Origin of the sequence: Schlesneria paludicola DSM 18645 (genome assembly GCF_000255655.1) — a bacterium.
In the GTDB taxonomy this organism is placed as follows: domain Bacteria; phylum Planctomycetota; class Planctomycetia; order Planctomycetales; family Planctomycetaceae; genus Schlesneria; species Schlesneria paludicola.
Genome location: NZ_JH636435.1, coordinates 3,087,907 through 3,105,666, shown reverse-complemented (window position 1 = coordinate 3,105,666; position 17,760 = coordinate 3,087,907). Strand labels below are relative to the sequence as shown.

At 56.3% G+C, this 17,760-nt stretch carries 12 protein-coding genes; 8 read left to right on the top strand and 4 right to left on the bottom strand.

Annotated elements, in window-relative coordinates; genetic code table 11:
• The first annotated feature begins 3 nt into the window (after positions 1-3).
• The 5 genes from OSO_RS0131395 to OSO_RS0131355 all read left to right on the top strand — a co-directional run bounded on the left by OSO_RS0131395 (position 4) and on the right by OSO_RS0131355 (position 7,610).
• Positions 4-2,259 (top strand): sulfatase family protein, encoded by a 2,256-nt coding sequence (locus OSO_RS0131395; protein WP_010586870.1) that lies wholly within the window; start codon positions 4-6, stop codon positions 2,257-2,259.
• Between the two features lie 162 nt (positions 2,260-2,421).
• Complete coding sequence (locus tag OSO_RS0131390; RefSeq protein ID WP_157605559.1) at positions 2,422-3,669, top strand: rhomboid family intramembrane serine protease; 1,248 nt, start codon at positions 2,422-2,424, stop codon at positions 3,667-3,669.
• Between the two features lie 336 nt (positions 3,670-4,005).
• The gene (locus tag OSO_RS0131375; RefSeq protein WP_010586868.1) at positions 4,006-5,478 is read left to right on the top strand and encodes an SDR family oxidoreductase; all 1,473 of its coding nucleotides are present in this window, start codon (positions 4,006-4,008) and stop codon (positions 5,476-5,478) included.
• Between the two features lie 515 nt (positions 5,479-5,993).
• Positions 5,994-6,551, top strand: a complete 558-nt coding sequence (locus OSO_RS0131365) for a carboxypeptidase-like regulatory domain-containing protein (protein ID WP_010586867.1) — start codon at positions 5,994-5,996, stop codon at positions 6,549-6,551.
• Between the two features lie 480 nt (positions 6,552-7,031).
• Positions 7,032-7,610 (top strand): carboxypeptidase-like regulatory domain-containing protein, encoded by a 579-nt coding sequence (locus OSO_RS0131355; RefSeq protein ID WP_010586865.1) that lies wholly within the window; start codon positions 7,032-7,034, stop codon positions 7,608-7,610.
• Positions 7,611-7,821: 211 nt separating this feature from the next.
• On the opposite strand, the gene OSO_RS48845 is transcribed toward OSO_RS0131355, so the two are convergent.
• The 3 genes from OSO_RS48845 to OSO_RS0131330 form a co-directional block, all read right to left on the bottom strand.
• On the bottom strand, positions 7,822-8,715 hold the full coding sequence (locus OSO_RS48845) for a hypothetical protein (protein WP_010586864.1): 894 nt from the start codon (positions 8,713-8,715) through the stop codon (positions 7,822-7,824).
• A gap of 154 nt (positions 8,716-8,869) precedes the next feature.
• Positions 8,870-9,856, bottom strand: a complete 987-nt coding sequence (locus OSO_RS48840) for a hypothetical protein (protein WP_050986223.1) — start codon at positions 9,854-9,856, stop codon at positions 8,870-8,872.
• A 461-nt stretch (positions 9,857-10,317) separates the two neighbouring features.
• Positions 10,318-11,517 carry a Gfo/Idh/MocA family protein gene (locus tag OSO_RS0131330; RefSeq protein WP_029247677.1) on the bottom strand — a complete coding sequence of 400 codons (1,200 nt, stop codon included), beginning with the start codon at positions 11,515-11,517 and terminating at the stop codon, positions 10,318-10,320.
• Positions 11,518-11,942: 425 nt separating this feature from the next.
• On the opposite strand from OSO_RS0131330, the gene OSO_RS0131320 reads away from it, so the two are divergent.
• The 3 genes from OSO_RS0131320 (at position 11,943) to OSO_RS0131310 (ending at position 16,511) form a co-directional block, all read left to right on the top strand.
• A complete protein-coding gene (locus OSO_RS0131320; RefSeq protein ID WP_157605557.1) occupies positions 11,943-12,932 on the top strand; it encodes an ATP-grasp domain-containing protein in 990 nt (329 codons plus the stop codon).
• A 220-nt stretch (positions 12,933-13,152) separates the two neighbouring features.
• On the top strand, positions 13,153-15,123 hold the full coding sequence (locus OSO_RS0131315) for a DUF1549 and DUF1553 domain-containing protein (protein ID WP_010586859.1): 1,971 nt from the start codon (positions 13,153-13,155) through the stop codon (positions 15,121-15,123).
• Positions 15,124-15,194: 71 nt separating this feature from the next.
• Positions 15,195-16,511 (top strand): DUF1501 domain-containing protein, encoded by a 1,317-nt coding sequence (locus OSO_RS0131310; RefSeq protein ID WP_029247675.1) that lies wholly within the window; start codon positions 15,195-15,197, stop codon positions 16,509-16,511.
• Positions 16,512-16,817: 306 nt separating this feature from the next.
• On the opposite strand, the gene OSO_RS0131300 is transcribed toward OSO_RS0131310, so the two are convergent.
• Positions 16,818-17,561, bottom strand: a complete 744-nt coding sequence (locus tag OSO_RS0131300; RefSeq protein ID WP_010586857.1) for a HEAT repeat domain-containing protein — start codon at positions 17,559-17,561, stop codon at positions 16,818-16,820.
• Positions 17,562-17,760: the final 199 nt, after the last annotated feature.

Here is a 17,760-nt window from a genome sequence, read left to right as displayed (position 1 = left end):
CGCATGCGCCGCCGACTGAACGCCGTTGTGGTATTTGCCTTCGTTGTTGGAGTTGTTCTGGGCAGTTGGAAATGGTGGCAAGGTTCCCCGCGGCCGAACTTGCTCTTCGTTACGCTCGACACCACACGAGCAGATCGCTTGGGATGTTACGGCTATCGCTTGGCAAAGACGCCGTTCCTTGATCAGTTGGCGGCGCGCGGTGTTGTTTTCGAGAATGCGTACACCGCCGTACCAATCACGCTGCCATCGCACGCCACGATGTTCACGGGGCTGATGCCTCCTGAACACGGGTTGCGGATCAATGGCACAAACCAACTGCCCGAGGATGTGACGACTCTCGCCCAAGTTCTGCAGCGCCGGGGATATCGAACGGGTGGCTTCGTTTCGTCGTTAGTGCTCGAATCTCGCTTCGGTTTGTCGCGCGGTTTCGATTGTTATGACGATCGGCTCGGCTCGGGGGCTGGGGGCGTCGAGTCTGAACGCGTTGCCGAACAGACCGTTTCCGCCGCGCTTTCGTGGCTCGGGCTGGAATCAAGCAAGCCATTTTTCTGCTGGGTCCACCTGTATGACCCACATGAGCCCTATCGAGATCATGCAGAGGATTTTGGTGATGAATTCCGGTCGCGGCCGTATGATGCCGAGCTGGCGTATGTCGATCAGCACGTGGGGCGGATTCTCGAACGCCTGCGACACTCGCGACAGGATCATTCGACTGTCATCGTTGTCGCTGGGGATCACGGTGAAGGTCTGGGCGAACATCAGGAATCGACCCATGGCTATCTGGCTTACAATTCGACGATGCGTGTGCCGCTCATTGTCGTCGATCCACGAAGCTCCCAATCAGGTCAAAGTGTCACCGACCCCGTCTCGTTGGTGGATCTGTTGCCGACCGTCTTGCGGCAATTGAGGATCACGGCGCCGCCAGGGCTGACCGGACACGAACTGCCACTGTTTTCTTCCCTTGAACGGGCGGGGCGATTCGCCTGTTACGGTGAATCGGAAGCTCCCTACCTGGAAGGGGGGTGGACGCCGCTACGCACCTGGACGACTTCACGATGGAAGTTCATTCAGTCTAAACGCCCCGAGTTGTACGACTTGCTGAATGATCCGGGAGAACTGAGAAACGTTCTGGCCGATGAGCCCGATGAAGCGGCGCGTCTGGAGCAAGAATTGACCGATTGGGAGTCGCAGCGAACGCTTCGCGTTGGCCGCGCCGCCGTTCTCAGCCAGGACGAACAGCGCGCTTTGGCGACATTGGGCTATACCGCAGGAAAACCACCAGCGACACCGGCGAGTGACTCCCAGCGGGACATCAAAGATACGATCGTTTACGCCGAACAAGTTCATCAATGCATGCACCTGATTGACCGGAACGATCTGCAAAATGCCGAGAGAATTCTCGAGGCCGCGGTCAAAGCTCTTCCTGATTATCCGAAGGCATGGGGAACATTGGGGATCTGCTATGCCAGGCAAGAAAATTTCACTCGGGCAGAGGACTGTTATCGGAGAGCGTTGACGCTCGATCCGCACCAGAATTTTGCGAGGATCGCTTTGGGACGCACTTTGCTTGCGCAGGATCGCTTTGACGAGGCGAGGGAAGAACTTCGTGTGGCTGTTCGCCGAGAACCATCCGCCGTTGATGGACAGTTCTTTCTGGGTGAAGTGAGTCGCCAGTTGTCGCAGTGGGAGGAATCGATTGCCGCTTATACCGTCGCGATGAAGTTGGCTCCCGATCTTGTCGAAGCGCGACTCGGGTTCGCGGACGCACTGCGCGGCGAGGGGAAAACAGACGCTGCGGCGCAACAGTATCGTGCGATCCTGAAGCAGCATCCCAGGTATGTCGCGGCCGAAATCCATTTGGCAGAACTTTGGGTACAATCAGGACGTGACGACGAAGCCATTCGCGCCTATGAAGGCATTCTTGAACGAGATCCGCACCACATTCAGGTCCTTGTTCATTTCTCGCGGTTGTTGTCCACGAGTCCTCAGACGACTTTGAGAAATCCGTCGCGCGCCAAATCTCTTGCCGAACTGGCTTGCCGACTGACGGACCATCGCGAAGTGGAGACGCTGCTTGCTTTGGCTGCCGCGCAGGCCGCCATGGAACAGGTTTCGCAGGCTGTGTTAACGGCCCAGGCGGCGTTGGCCGTTGCCCAAGATGGCGGGCGGGCGATGATGATTCTCAAAGCGCAGCGGGAACTGGCTCAGTACGCAGCGGCATCTTCGAACGCGAACCACGGTGATCCCGCCCGTCCATGATTAGCGGTGGACTACGTTTGTTTCCATGGGTCGTTGACTCGACTTGATGTTCCATTCGTTCCCCCCGTCGAATGAATTTTGGTGCGGAAAGACGACGCGGTCTTCAGGTCCGTTCCCGGGCTGCTAGAATGCGACCTGTCGAACTGTTCGTGGAGTGTTGCTTTGCGCTGGATTCGTGTTGCTCCTGTCACGGCCGAGGTGGTCATCGTCTGCGTCGCTCTTTACTTGGGCTGCGTCGTTCAATCGATGTGGAGCCATGAGCGGCTGGATGACGCCCAACGCATTTGGGGGGCGATTCAGTCGCGAACATTCTTCGATCTTCATGATGGCATTCATCGAGTTCCGGAATTGGAACTCAATGGACCTTTTGATATTTGGGAAGGTGAGTGGTGGCGGATTCCTCTGTCGTCGTTTCACCACGACGATTTGTTCGTTCTGGTCCTGAATCTGGGGGTGACAGGTTTTCTCGGGCTGCGACTCGAAAAGTACTGGGGCCACTTCTCGTATGCGATGTTCCTGGTCGTCGCCGTTTGCCTTCCCACAATGGCCGAATTGGCCGTGGGGCATGCGAGCAATGGCTTATTTGGCGTCAATGCGGCGATGTTCGGTGCGTTTGTCGTATTGCGAGAATTCGATCGAAGTGTGGGCCAGCTATTTTCCCTACAGGCGGCCTATCTGGGGCTTTGTGGCATGCTGCTTGCCTTCGGCGTGCAAGTGATCGGCGGCCGAGATCTGCCGGTCCTCAGTCTTTTGGTCGGCTTGTGCTACGGTGCCGTCGTCGGGGTGGTATTCGGTGGCCCGCTTAAGCGGTTTGCGATGGCCCGAGTCGCGCTGGTCCTTCTGCACTTCTGTCTCGTGCCAGCAATGTGGAGTGTCGTGCATCCCACTTGGTCAGGGCGGTACTTTTGGTATCGCGCTGTGACGACTCGAGATTTGGAACAGAGTGAGCGGCGCCTGGAGCGGGCGATTCATTGCGATCCCTCTCTAACGGCGGTTTGGCTCCGTTGGTCTCAAAGTGCAGAGCTGCGACATGATCCGCTGGAAGCCTGGAGTCGTCTGGTTCGGGGACTTCTCGCGAATCCAAGCAGTTCCCCCCTGATGGAAGGAACGCGAAGGCTCTGGAGGAGACTTGGTGTGATTGAGCGTACCCGGGCGACTGAGATTCTCGATCAGTCCTTCGGCCAGTTGAGCGGCAGGTGGCTCGCGCAGATCCGGTCAGATGGTGTGTCTGTCGTCGCGAAAAAGGACGGCTTTTCGGAAGATGCCGGTCCGCCGGTGGACCTTCGCGAGTTCGCTTTGGATCAGAAGCTGGAGCTCCCTGACCTGGACGTATTTACAGGTTGCTTGAGCGGGGCCGGTTCTAAGGCACCGATTGAGCAGGATGAGGCCGTGGAAGGGAAAACGCTTTAACTCTTCGCCGCAACGAGACGATACGTTTGGTCTACCGGACAATGAACGATTTGCTTTCCGGGGTTTCAGTTCCAGAATTTGAGATTCCGGGAAAAAAAGTCGAATTTCAGAAAAATGTCGGTAGACTGATCTGCAAGAACGATCGAACGCAATCTGATCAATTCGCCACGTAGCGAAACTTTTTCAGCAGCGGAATGTTGCACACCGTTTCGTGTCCGGGAAGACGATTGAATTGGTCGAGTTCGAGGCGATACACTTAGTGGACTTTCAGGACGAGGGTTCCGACCGCGCACACAAGAGTTGTGCCACTCAGTAGTCTCAGCGGAATTTCCCCATATGAGTTATCATTTGTTGACCGGGGCCACCGGCCTGCTCGGCAACTACCTGTTACGTGACCTTCTGCTTCAAAACATACCGGTCGCCGTGCTGGTGCGACCCAATCGAAAACAGACGGCACGCCAGCGGATCGAAGCTGCGTTGTGTGCATGGGATGTGGAATTGGGTCGACCATTGCCGCGCCCCGTCGTGTTGGAAGGGGACATTGCGCTTCCCGACCTTGGACTGGATGCGGTGAACATCCGATGGGCTGCCGAATACTGTTCGGCCGTCATCCACAACGCCGCAAGTTTGACGTTCCACTCGACCAGCAAAGAGGGCGAGCCGTGGCGTTCCAACATCGGCGGTACGCGAAATGTGCTGGACTTCTGCCGTAATACCGGCATTCGTAAGTTCCATCATGTTTCGACGGCTTATGTCGCCGGATTGCGACAGGGGCGCGTACTTGAAACGGAGCTCGACGTCGGACAGAAGTTCTCGAACGACTACGAGTGCAGTAAGCTGCAAGCGGAGACGATGGTTCGCGAAGCCGACTTCCTGGACGAGCCGACCGTCTTCCGGCCCGGGATCATCATCGGTGATTCTCAAACCGGCATGACGACCACGTATCACGGTTACTATGCCGCGCTGCAGCTCGTTCATACGCTGGTTCGGGCCTTGCCAACGAACGAAACAGGCTTGGTCGGTGGCGAGAAAACCCGCTTAACCCTAACCGGCAACGAAACCAAGTATCTCGTTCCCGTCGATTGGGTTTCCGCCGTGATGGCACAGGTCATCACGCACGCGATGTGGCATGGGAAGACGTACCATCTGACGCCGAAGCACCCGGTAACGGTTCGCCTGATCCGCGACGTCCTGGAGCAGTCGGCCGGCTTCTACGGTGCCAGTTTCTGTGGAACGGATATGCAGCCCGACGATCCGTCGGAGTCGGAATTGTTGTTCTACGAACATATTCGCGTTTACAACTCGTATTGGAAGATGGACCCTGAGTTCGATCTCACCAATACTGAAATGGCCGCTCCGAATTTGCCCTGTCCGCACGTCAATCGTGACTTGCTGGTGAAGCTGTCACGTATTGCGATCGAAAGTGGATTTCCAACCCCCAGCAAGAAGCCGCTCGAGCCTCAATTCGATGCCGAAGGGCACTTGCAGCATCTCATCGAGCAGGCTGGAAACGTCTCGCTGGCTGAGTCGGACGAACGTTTGCTGGGGCTCGAAATCGTCGGACATGGTGGCGGCCAATGGCAATTGGTCGTCCGAGGCGACGAACTGATTGGCGTCGAAACGGGGATCCATGCCGATCGCCTGGCAACCTGCCAGCTCGACATCGATACGTATGCGGATCTTGCAGGCGGTCGAACGACATGGAAGCAGGCATTCAAGAACGGTTCGGCCCAATTGCATGGCAATGGGCGCAGCCTGAATGAGTATGCGACAATCCTTGATCAATTGGTGGCGCAGCCCGTGAAGTAGTCGTCGGTGCGATTGATCGGTTTCACGAGAGGGCTTCGTCCATCCATCCGTGCGTCGCGCGGCGGCGGTTTTCACGGTGAAGACCGTTGCTGCGAAGCGAAGATCCGTGACGCTGGCCGATAGCCTGCAGTGATTCCTGCCGAACTTGAGACAAGCGAGCCCCGATCCTGCGACGATCGGGACTCGCTTGTTGCTTTTATGCCCCGGGAATTCCGTTTCGAACGATTGTAACGATCGAGTTTGATTCGTCGGACAAGCGTGATTGAGCGTGCCGATGTTTTTTATGGGCGGATCGCCTGTCACAGCGAGGGATTCGTCATTGCCGTCGTGGCCTGATGAGTTGGCGTGCATTATTTTGATCCGTCAGGCAACGCATCGAAACACGATGCAGTGTCCACGCCATACGAGATCACGGCTTTGGTTCGAGCCGGAGACGCCAGTCGCGCGTCATTCCGACCCTCTGTCTCTAATTGAGACTTGGATGCATTTGACCAAGATTTGAGATGGAGCTGTCTATGCGTAAGAGTGGTCTATTCAAATGTGCAATCGTCGCCTTGGCGATTGCTGGTGTTGTCTTTCCGAAATCGCAAATGCTGGCGGCGGAACAGGCACGTGTGAACGCGATGAAGATTGTGCCTTCAAGCACGATCTTTGATGTGCGACTTGGAGCCGATGGAAAGTTCCAGGGACGCGTTGTGGATCATTCCGGCACCCCGATTGAGGGCGCCAAAGTGGAAGTCAAACGCGGTTCCACCGTTGTGGCGCAGACCGTGACGGACCGAGAAGGCGTCTACTCCGTGAAGAACCTAAGCTCGGGCCAATACCTCGTTCGCTCAGGTTCAACAGAAGGGGCATATCGGTTCTGGTCGGAAGAGACCGCACCACCCTCTGCGAAATCGCAGGGCCTGCTCGTGATGGGTGAGAACGGGGCTCGTGGGCAATACGGCGTGATGGATCTCAACGGTATCATCGTCGCGTCGTCGGTTGCTGTGGCACTGGCAGCCAGTATCACGGCTCTGGTCATCGCGACCAATGCGAAACGATCCGCCGACAATGCTTTCCATTCACCTTGATTGGTGAATGATGCGTCACGCGTCTGCCTGGTGATCACCCCCTCGGTCTCAGCAGTTCGTTTTTCCCGCGACGCATCATCGCGGCAGCAGACGTGAATGAATTTTCAAAACACTTCGCAATGGATGACACCCATTGCGAGGTGTTTTTTCGTCTTTGGCGTTCAATGTTTCCGGCCTTGAAGGGGCGATCCTGACGCGGATGACGTTCAGGCCAAGAGCTTCAAACAGCGGTTTCGGTGGAAATCATCGCGGCATCTGGCGGCAGTTTTCGCAGGTCGTGAAGGGGGAACTCACAGAATCGCCCTGTGCGATCCCCATTTTTGTGTCGATTCTCTCATTCCTCACTCGACGCATCTGTCGCGACGAGGAAAATCACGATCTGACCTCGTATCGACCACCCATGACGCGCGTGACTCGAACTCGATCCGCAAAATTGAATCGCGTTTGGGGGGGCTTGTCGCGACCGAGAAGGATCCGTTAATGAGACGCACATTCAACTTCCTGACGACAGCCGCTGTGGCCTTGGCGACGATTGGCATCGTGGTCCCACAAGTGAGCCTGCTGGGTGGTGAGACGACAGTTGCCCCGCGTGTTCGAGTGGTTGCACCGAATTCGATTCTTGACGTCAAGCTGTCTGCCGACGGGACGATCTCGGGCCGAGTGATCAACCCGAACGGCGAACGCGTTGTTGGCGCCGCCGTCACGGCGAAGCAAGGGGCCGTCGAAGCCGGTCAGTCGGTAACGGACGAGCAGGGACGCTTTGTACTGCGCAACTTGAAAACGGGAATCTACGAGGTCGGAACGGGAAATACGGTCGGACATTATCGCGTCTGGACCGAAAAATCGGCCCCTCCTTCGGCGATGCCTCATTGCCTGCTCGTCGTCGGTGAAAATGGGGCTCGCGGTCAGTACGGGCTGTCTCAAACAATCGTGGGCGAAAATCTTGGTTTGATCCTGTTGGCGTCCACAACCGGACTTGCACTCGCCAGTTTGATTGTAGCTTTGCATGCGGATCGGGTTGCGAGAGCGGCGGATGAGAACAGCAAAAAGTCTCCCTGAACCAGACGATTTGCGTCCCGATTCTCAGAAGACGCTTCGCAACGCGTTTTCGCAAATCACATCCGCGATTCATCGGCCTGATGGCTGTCCTCGTCGATAGGTAGGCGGAGTCATGCCCTCAAACGCAACGATCGATTGCTTCCAGCAACTTCTGTTCTGAGTCGGATTCAGATCAGTTGCACGGTGAACCTGGGTTCGCGCCGATCAAGTTTCAGGGCTGGGAGATCGACTCATCAGTGTCATCTGAGGCCATTGGATGCGCGTCGAGGACCGTTGATTGAGCTCGGGCGGTTTCCTTCGGATGGTGCCGCTGCGCTTCGCGTCGCCCCAAAATGTGACCGGGAATCGATCCGACCGCTGCCCCCAACGTGGTGGGTACCGTTGTGAACGAAACCAGGTCGCCGCCCAGGTGAGCCCCGTACGCCGGGTAAAGGAGCTGATATCCCTCTTCAACATATTCGTCGTGTTCATCACGCAGGTATTCGAGGGCATATTGCGTCGCGACGGTATCGTGCCACATGGAAATCAGCGGCAAGGAATTGACGGCCATATAAGTGCCAGGGTATTGGCGAGAATTCACATCACGTGCCCGACTGCCTTCTTTGATGGCAATGGCCGGGGCATCGGAGTAAATCGAGATGGTGTCCGTATACGGGTTGTAGTGATCCGTTCCAAACAAGCGGCCCGGTAAAATCGTTTCCTCTAGCCAGGTGAGTGTCCCCAGCGAATATCTCCACCCCCAGCCCACGGAATGATTGGCGGTCAGCCGTTTCCATTCATCGAGTGGCGCGTATTGGTTGATTCGGACTTTCGTGTGACTCAGTTCTTGGTCGTTGACGTACTGCGCAATCGCCTGTTCCGTATCGTCCGAGATACTGTGATTGTCAACGCGCGTGTCCCACAAGATGATTTTGGAGGGGATGCCGAACACCCAGCCGATGCCATCGACAAGTGGTCGTGGCTGCCCCCGTTCGATCTGTGGACGCACGCAAACTTCAGCTGAGGGGGACTTGCCCAGTCCTGACCACGACCCCAAGCCACTGGCGCACCCCATCGTGGAGATCAGGCAAGCCGTCAGCAGCAGGTATTGAGTGGAGGGGCGCATGTCCGGGTCTCGATTCGGTTGCTGTTTCGGTTGCTGGGGGGGCAAGGGCGTCAGAGGGATCGAGGCATTCGAAAAGCGGCATGGAGGCGATCAACATCGCGCCATTGATGTGTGGGGATGGTCAATTGACGATGTGGTAGGTCGCTCTGATCAATCATTCGTCCTCCAACCAGTTGGATTCGTGGTTGGTGAATTGGATGTTCCCCGTGGCTGGCCGTTTCTCGGGCGCGATCGGCCGAAGATCGACAAGTTCTGTTTCGTCGGTGAATTCCTCTGCTTCTTGCTTGGATTTACGCTCTGCAGATCGTTGTGAAATCGCGATCTGGCCGGTGGCGTGTCCACAAGTTGCTCCGGCGACAGAGACGAGCATTCCTTCCCAGAACGGCATCATTGTTCCCGTCCCTGTTGTTGTATGAACACCAATCTGGGGGTAGACGACCCGGTAGGTTTCATGCTCGATGGACCAGTCGTCATTCGTCTGCGCATAGCCGAGTACGTCGTTGACGCCGGTCGTATGACGCCAGAGGGACACAATGGGGAATTCGTTCAACACGGCATAGCTGCCGGGAAGCGGCCGCGCATGAATGTCTTTGGCGAACGCCGCTTCGTGAAGCGCAACGGCCGCCACGTCAGAATTGATCGAAAGCGTATTCGTGAATGGATTGTATTGGTCGCCACCCAGGACGCGCCCAGGCAGCAGCGTGTAGTGGGCCATGCTCAGCAGACCGACGGAATACCGCCAGCCGAAACCAATTCGATCGTTCTCACGCAGGCGGCGCCATTCGCCCTTCGGGTCATATTGATTGACCCGAACGAGAACGTCACCCAGATCGTTGTCGATCATGTAGGCGATGAGCTTTTCCTTGTTTTCCTCGGAAAGCTCGTGCTTATTCACGTTGGTGTTGAGTGACAGGGCTCGCGACCAGATTCCCGTGAACCAGGCGATGTTGTCCAGGCACTTTTGAGGTTTCCCATATTCGAAGGTGACCTCGGTGGACGAGTCTTCACTGGCGGCGTGAAAACAACCGCACTGATAAGGAACCGAGGCGCATCCGCTGCCGCCGATGCCGACCATCAGCGCGAACCACGTCAGAAGCGTTGTGGAAGTCGCCGAGAAGACATACGTCGTCGCATCAGCCACAGTCACTCTTTCAATTCGGACTTGACCACGTTTCGGAAACAGCCGGAGGGGCGAACGCCGCAATGCAACCGATGGCGGGACTGATACCGATTCCACGACGACTCGACAATTCTGACTTTCCCGTTGGGAAACGAACCACGACAGGGAACATGTCCCTCGTGACTGTATCGATTGTCCCTGTTGTCCTGGGCCATTCGTGATTTCTTTCATCGGCGAGACGGAGTACTCGACGAAAAACCAGTTGTCATGGGACCTGAAGAATGCCGTATTAGTACAGGATCAGAATTGAATCAGGCAGAACCTGCCACACTCGCGAGGAGATACCCCAAAAAATGCCATTGAAGTAAGTCCACACTCACTGAATGGTGGACTTGGCGAGCGGAAAATGAGAAATGCTCGCGAACTGTCAAAGCGACGGCTCGCGAGCATTGGATGTCGACGAAAAAAACAATTTGCGGGCGTTACCGTCGGGCGACCGGATGCTTCAGTGGCATCCAGGCACCGTTGTGAGCGCTGCTGGCGACACATTGCTGGATGAAATACATCCCTTCCACGCCATCGTAGACGTTCGGATAAATCGTGTTGAAACGCTCAAATGACTGACCCGCCGCCCGTTTGACCATATCGTCGTACGCAAAGCGGTAGATATTGGCGAATGCTTCGAAGAAGGCTTCGGGATGACCGCTCGGCAAACGGCAAGCGGCTTTCCCAGAAGCGTTCATGAATGGCGCATTCGGGTCGCGGGTATAGATTGCGTGTGGATGGCCGTTGCGCCGGAACGTCATTTCATTTGGGTTTTCCTGTCGCCAGGCGATCGCGCCCTTGGTTCCATCAACTTCGATGAACAGATCGTTCTCACGACCGTGCGAAATTTGACTGGCGGTGACCGATCCAAGTCCACCATTTTCGAATCGAACGACGGCATGACCGTAGTCGTCCAGTTTCCGGCCCGGTTCAAACGCTTTCAGATGGCAAGACACTTCGGCGGGTAACAGTCCCGTCATGTATCGGGCCAGATTGTACGCGTGTGTTCCGATATCGCCGAAGCAACCCGCCGCACCGGATTTTGACGGATCGGTACGCCAGGCGGCTTGCTTCTGGTCCGACGATTCCAGTCGAGTCCGCAGCCATCCCTGAATGTAGTTTGAGCGAATGGCTTGGATTTCGCCCAGCTCGCCACCCAGGATCATCTCACGTGCCTGACGCACCAAGGGATAGCCAGTGTAGTTGTGCGAGACCGCAAACACCGCCCCAGACTTTTCGACCAGCTTCGCAAGTTCTTCGGCTTGAGCCAGGTCGAACGTCATTGGCTTGTCGCAGATGACGTTGAATCCCGCTTGCAGGGCGGTCTTCGCGATCGCGAAGTGCGTGTGATTCGGTGTCGCGACCGTGACAAAATCGATTCGCTTGTCTGCGGGGAGTGCCGCTTCTTTCTGGCAAAGTTCATCAATGGAAATGTAGGCACGATCGTTGGCGATATCATACGCAGGAGCGGACGCCTTCGCGCGGGCGGGATCAGAGGAGAGAGCGCCGGCGACAAGCGCCGCACGATTATCCAGCACCGCCGCGGTGGCATGCACGCGGCCAATAAACGAGCCCTGTCCGCCGCCCACTAAAGCCATGCGAAGCTTGCGGTTGAGCGATCCGTTGGTCGTCTCCATGTCGTATTCCTCATTTTCGTCGAGTTGGTCGCTGGAGAGTCGCTCCAGCATCGGGATCGGCCTGACTTCAAACGCTTGGCGGTCACAACAGGCCGCCTCGCAGTGGAACGCCGCATCCACTACGAAGTTTCGTCACGGATGATTTTCGTGAATCTGGCGTCTGCCAGAGATCTTTGTCTTCCGTCTGCGGATTCGCAGCATATCGGCTTGATTCCGAGTTTTCCAACGAATGTCATGGACCATTCGATGCAGCAAGGGGCCTTGTTGAAACGATGGGGGCGGGCTTTGCGTGGATTTGAAAATAAGACACCCTTGGAATGACTAGGTGCCGATCCCCCTCGATTCCCTCGGCTGCTACGATGTTCGCGGACTGTTCCGTTTCCTGAAATTTTGTTGACTGCAGGGCTCGTCTGGTGCGCGTTTTTGTGTCCGAATATCTCGTTGGCGGCGGTGCGGACGTTGGCAGCGCGAGCGAATCGATGCAGCGCGAAGGGTTGGCGATGCTGACCGCTCTCGTCTCCGACTTTGCCCAGATGCCGGGTTTCCAGGTTGTTACGACGCTGCAACAGGGCGTGCGGGCAAATCTTGACGGCCAGGTGATTCACGTTCAGGGGCCTGCTGACGAATCGAACGTATTTGAGGAATTGCTGTCCGTGGTAGACGCCGTCCTCGTCATCGCACCAGAGACTGACGGGATTCTCGCGTCCCGCTGTCGACGAGTGGTCGAGGCGGGGGTGTCCTCGTGGAATTGTTCGCCTGCGGCGATAGGCCTGTGCGGCGACAAGTTGCGGTTGGCAGTGCATTTGCAGTCACGTGGCCTGCCGACAATTCCCACCGCGCTCGCGGATTGGGATCGAGGTTTTCCCAAGGATTCGCCGCCGCTAGTCCTGAAGCCCCGTGACGGCGCCGGTTCCAATCTGACGTTCCTGGTGAAGAGCACGCAAGATTGGCATTCTGCCGCAGAGCGATACCGGCAGGCCAATCTGGCAGATCGTGCACTGCGCCAACCGTTTGTGTCGGGCAGTGCCCTGTCGACCGTGGCTATCTTGGGCCTGGATGGACAGTGGCGTACTTGCCTACCGATTGGCACGCAGCGGCTCTCCAATGACGGTCGTTTTCGCTATTTGGGCGGAGCCATCCCCGCCATGATCTCCGCTGAACAAACCACTCGGATTGAGTCGTTGGTTCGTGCGACGTGTCAGACAATCCCCGGGCTCGTGGGATACGTTGGCATCGATTTCTTGCTGACAGAGCAGGGGGATGTCTCGATTGTTGAGATCAATCCACGCCTGACGACGTCCTACGTGGGGTATCGGCAACTGATTTCGAATCGATTGCCCGAGCTTTGGTTGTCCACGGACCCTCAGGTGGCATTTGTTCACTCTTGTGGGCCGATCGAATTTGGCATCGGCTGAGATCACGAAAAAATCAGCGAACACGACAGGGGCCGCCCGAGAAATGGGCTATTGTTTGGTAGTGGAAGTCTTGTCCTCGTCGAGCGATGCGTGTATCCGCTTCAACTTCCGCGAACCGATGGAAAAGCGGTGAAACCGCCGGAACAAACACGGTACTGAATTGTTTAGAAAGACAAGGACAACGTGAGAGACCTGAATGGCTCGGCGGGAATGTCAGTCCATGGTACAGCTACGTAACTTGTTGATTGTGATTGTCGCGGTCGAAGTGATTGGAATGTCTTCGATCGATCGCGGGATATCGTTCGTGGCGTCGCAGCTCCAAGCCGCTCAGCCGAAGACCGTCCCCGGGAATCGGAAACCAAAACAAAAAAAGAAAGCCGAACCCGCGGTTCACGCGCCACTACGCTCACAACAGATTGCAAAGATCGATGCTTCGACCCGCAAAGCCGCGTTGGCGTCAGCGGCGAGGATCGATGAACTGATCGATGCCAATCTGCTGAAGCATCAGGTTTCACCGAATACGCCGACGAGCGACGAACAATTCTTGCGTCGCATCTATCTAGAGATTGTCGGCACGATCCCGACGCTTCAGCAAACGAGAGCGTTTCTGACGAGTCCTGATCACGAGAAACGCTCCCGGTTGATCGATTCGCTTCTCAGTCAAGAAGGGTATTCGAGCAACTTCTACAACTACTGGGCAGATATTCTGCGACTCAAAGATGGCCAGATCGCCAACAATGTTCCAGGCCGTCCCTACTGCGAATGGGTGAAAGTCAGCCTTGAGATGAACATGCCGTATGACAAGTTCGTGTACGAGATGCTGACGGCAGAGGGAAAGATCTGGGATGACCCCGCGGCAGGATACATTCTCCGTGATTCCGGGATGCCGCTCGATGCAATGAATAACACGGTCCGAGTCTTCCTTGGGACCCAGATCGGATGCGCGCAATGTCATAACCATCCGTTCGATCGATGGACTCAGAAAGAGTTCTACGAAATGGCCGCATTCACGTTCGGCACCACAACCCGACGGGGTGCGGGGGATAAGAAGTTTGGTGGCGGCAACGTCGTCAACAAACTGAGAACGGACCTTAAGAAGGTCGATCCGAAGTTCGATGGCGGTGGAAAATACAATCGACTGCTGGTCAGCAATCTGGCGGAGGTCTATGACCGTCCTGCGAAGCTGCAGTTGCCCCATGACTATCAGTACGATGACGCGAAGCCCAAGCAGGCCGTCGATCCGAAGACCATTTTCGAACCTCAGGCGAAGCTGGAGAAAGACGAGCCGCCACGAATCGCGTTCGCTCGCTGGCTGACTTCGGCCGAGAATCCACGATTTGGCAAGACGATCGCCAATCGTCTTTGGAAGAAATCTTTTGGTGTTGGGCTGATCGAACCGATTGATGACATCAAAGATGACAGCCAGCCCGAGAATCCGGAATTAATGGAGTTTCTCACCGCAGAAATGGTCAGAGTCAAGTTTGATCTGAAGGAGTATTTGCGGATCATCTACAACACCAAGGCGTATCAGCGCGAAGCGGCGCACGCCGAGGTGAATCCCGGCGACGAGTTCCATTTCCCCGGCCCAATTCTGCGACGAATGACGGCAGAACAGGTCTGGGACAGCTTTATCACGCTGGCTGCCTACAAGCCGAACGAGTATCAGGCCGAGCCTGCTTCCGTCGAGGCGAAGCTCGTGAATATTGATCTGGCAACGGCAACTGCCGATCTAGTTTACAAACGCGATCAGCAACTACGATCTGCTGAACTGAGGAAAACGCGTGAAGCGCGTGATAAGGATCATTCCTATAAGGGCACGCTGCTGGTGCGTGCCTCCGAATTGCCCTCGCCCCGGCCGCCCGGACACTTTCTGCGACAATTCGGTCAGTCAGATCGTGAATCAATCGAGGCCTCATCCGTCGATGGTTCGGTTCCTCAAGTCCTGCAAATGTTCAATGGTCCGATCACGCACATGCTGCTCGAACCAACCTCTGTGCTTTGCAAGAACGTCTTCGTCGACAAGTCACCCGAGGCGCGGGTCGACATTGTGTTTCTCTCGATCCTGGCCAGAAAGCCCTCGGCCGAAGAACGTCAGGCGGCTTTGGGCGAAGTGAAGGCGCATGGTGACGCTGGTTATGGAAATGTGGTCTGGGCACTGGTGAATACGCGTGAGTTCCTGTTCATCCAGTGATCGTACGGATGGTGGGACAATCGTCCTAATGTGTCGTGTCTTGGCGGTCCGTCCAATGTCGTGAGTCATGAATGATGTTCAGCGAATTTCAGTCGTATGTGTCACGTCGATTGTTTATGGAGCAAGCTGCCCGCACGTTTCTGGGGGTGTCGCTGCTTCCCGGTGCGGCCCTGAGCGCCGCCGTGAAAAAGGATGCCGAGCCATCACCGCCTGCGCATGATGGCAAAAAAGGGGGAACGGCAAAGCACGTGATCTTCCTCTGCATGAACGGCGCGATGACGCACTTGGACACCTTTGACCTGAAGCCAGGCCGCGAAACTCAGGGCGAGACGAAGGGGATCGCGACGAATGTTCCCGGAATGCAATTTGGCGAGACGCTGCCCGAACTGGCCAAAGTCGCCAACGAATTGGCGGTGATTCGTACGCTGCACACCGAAACCGGCGATCACGACGGCGGGCGCTATCTCCTGCGTACCAGTTACAAGAACATCGCCACGATCCGGCACCCGGGGATGGGAGCTTGGGCACTCAAAATTCTCGGACGACAGAACAAAACACTTCCAGACAATGTGTTGATCTCGGGCGATGCCCGCCATCCGGGGGCCGGCTTTCTCGAGCCCGCGTACACGCCGATTCCCATTGGCGATCCCAACGCGGGACTTCAGAACACCGTAACGCCGAAGTATCTGACCGAAGCGTCATTTGAGAAGCGGCTCGAACTAATCAACAAGTTCGATAGCGGCTTCCGTAAGAAATACCCACAGAAGCAAGTCGACGCGTATACCGAATTCTATCGCCAGGCGAATCAACTCGTTCACAGCGAAGAACTGAAGGCGTTTGACCTCAATCAAGAGAAGCCCGATGTCCGCGACAAATACGGTCGTGACCAATTCGGCCAGGGATGTCTGCTGGCACGGCGGCTGGTGGAGCACGACGTGCGTTACATCGAAATCGGCTTGGGTGGTTGGGACATGCATACCGACATCTACCAGAACGACAAATTGCCAGCGCATGCCGCGAATCTTGATCGAGCCGCCTCTGTCTTGATTCAAGACCTGAAGTCCAAAGGTCTACTCGAGAAAACATTGGTGGTTTTGGGAACCGAATTCGGGCGCAGTCCGCAAATCAATGCGAACGGAGGTCGCGATCATCACCCGGGTGTCTTCTCGGGATTCTTCGCAGGCGGCGGAATTCGCGGGGGCTGCTTCTATGGCCGCTCGGACCAGGACGGCTTACGGCCAGAAGAAGATGGCGTCACGATGTCCGATTTCAACGCGACGATTGCCCACGCACTGGGGCTGCCTCTTAAGGAAGAGTTTCATTCGAAATCAGGCCGCCCGTTTAAAGTGGCACACGACGGCGACCCCTTGCTGAAGCTCTTCGCCTGACAACGCGCCAGGCGAGCCGAGAAACGTTCAAACAAAGGGGGCTGGCTCCGCCAGGCGCCTGTTTCCTTTGTTTGAACCCAGGCCACTTTCCTGCTCGACAGAAACCGGGATCGTATGAGGCACTACCAATGCGGAAGCTTGGTAGCGAGGAACGAGGAAATGCATCTTCGAGAAACGAAGACTAGAAGATCTGAGAGCGAACGTTTCCCAACTCGCCTGGATTGGGTGTGTGTGTCTGGTTTGCGTTCATGAATGCATGCGGAATTTCACCTCGCAAATCGATGTTGATGAGTTGGCACACAAAACTCACTCGGATTTGAGTTTCGCCAGCGCCTCTGATGCCACACGCGCGACTTCACTGTCTTCGTCCATGCGGGCTGTTTCCAATCCCGCAAGAATCAAATCGCTTTTGATTCCCGACTGCCCCAGCGCAATCGCGATCTTTTCGCGGACAACCGGCTCGCTGTCTTCGAGCAGGGGAATCAACCGGTCGACGCACTGAACCGACATTGCGGGCCATTTCGCGAAGGCACTCGCCACCGCTTCGCGAACTTCGCCGCGATCATGTTCCAACCAAGCCGTCACGCGTGGGCGGAATTCACGTTCGATTGTTTGCTGGTCCAAGTCGGCCTCGGTCAGCGTACTAATGACGGCAGCCAGCATCAGTGCGGGGGTTTCTGCTTCATCCAGACGGGCAAACAGGGAAGGAAATGCCAGTTCCGCTCGACTCGACTTTTTCCGGATCAGCGTCCGGGCGGATTCGAATTGAACGTCAGGGTCATCGTCGCCAAGCAAATTAACAAGTTTGGCTTGTGTTTCGTTCGATGTCTCGATTCCTTCACGACCCAGCAGCCGGGCGGCCATCGCTCGCACCATCGAATCAGCGTCATCTAATGCGTTATGGGCGATTCGGTTCGTTTCATCCGTTTGGGCGAGCAGGCTGATGGCCTGCAAGGCGCGCAGACGGTCTTCGGCGGCCGGGGACTGCTGAAGTTGTACCGTCCATTCACTGACGGATTGATTGGAAAAAGGAAGTGGCAGTTTGGCCATCCGGGGGCTTTCGTTGTGGAATTCTGATGCGACTGGTGTCGCGAAGGTTCTGTTGTTCACCGCGATCGATGCCGTGTAACACCTGGAAAATGGCGTCTGTCGGGTGTTCCAGCGAATTTGGCCGGAATCTAGACCTCGACAATCGTGGTTTTGAATGACACTCTACCCAATCGCGCGGGGGCTCGCATAGAATCCCCGG

Coding starts and splice junctions, on each gene's coding strand:
- OSO_RS0131330 (WP_029247677.1), bottom strand. CDS start 11,517: ATGGAGACGACCAACGGATCGCTCAACCGCAAGCTTCGCATGGCTTTA.
- OSO_RS0131310 (WP_029247675.1), top strand. CDS start 15,195: ATGATGTTCAGCGAATTTCAGTCGTATGTGTCACGTCGATTGTTTATG.
- OSO_RS0131375 (WP_010586868.1), top strand. CDS start 4,006: ATGAGTTATCATTTGTTGACCGGGGCCACCGGCCTGCTCGGCAACTAC.
- OSO_RS0131300 (WP_010586857.1), bottom strand. CDS start 17,561: ATGGCCAAACTGCCACTTCCTTTTTCCAATCAATCCGTCAGTGAATGG.
- OSO_RS0131365 (WP_010586867.1), top strand. CDS start 5,994: ATGCGTAAGAGTGGTCTATTCAAATGTGCAATCGTCGCCTTGGCGATT.
- OSO_RS0131315 (WP_010586859.1), top strand. CDS start 13,153: ATGGTACAGCTACGTAACTTGTTGATTGTGATTGTCGCGGTCGAAGTG.
- OSO_RS48845 (WP_010586864.1), bottom strand. CDS start 8,715: ATGCGCCCCTCCACTCAATACCTGCTGCTGACGGCTTGCCTGATCTCC.
- OSO_RS0131395 (WP_010586870.1), top strand. CDS start 4: ATGCGCCGCCGACTGAACGCCGTTGTGGTATTTGCCTTCGTTGTTGGA.
- OSO_RS0131355 (WP_010586865.1), top strand. CDS start 7,032: ATGAGACGCACATTCAACTTCCTGACGACAGCCGCTGTGGCCTTGGCG.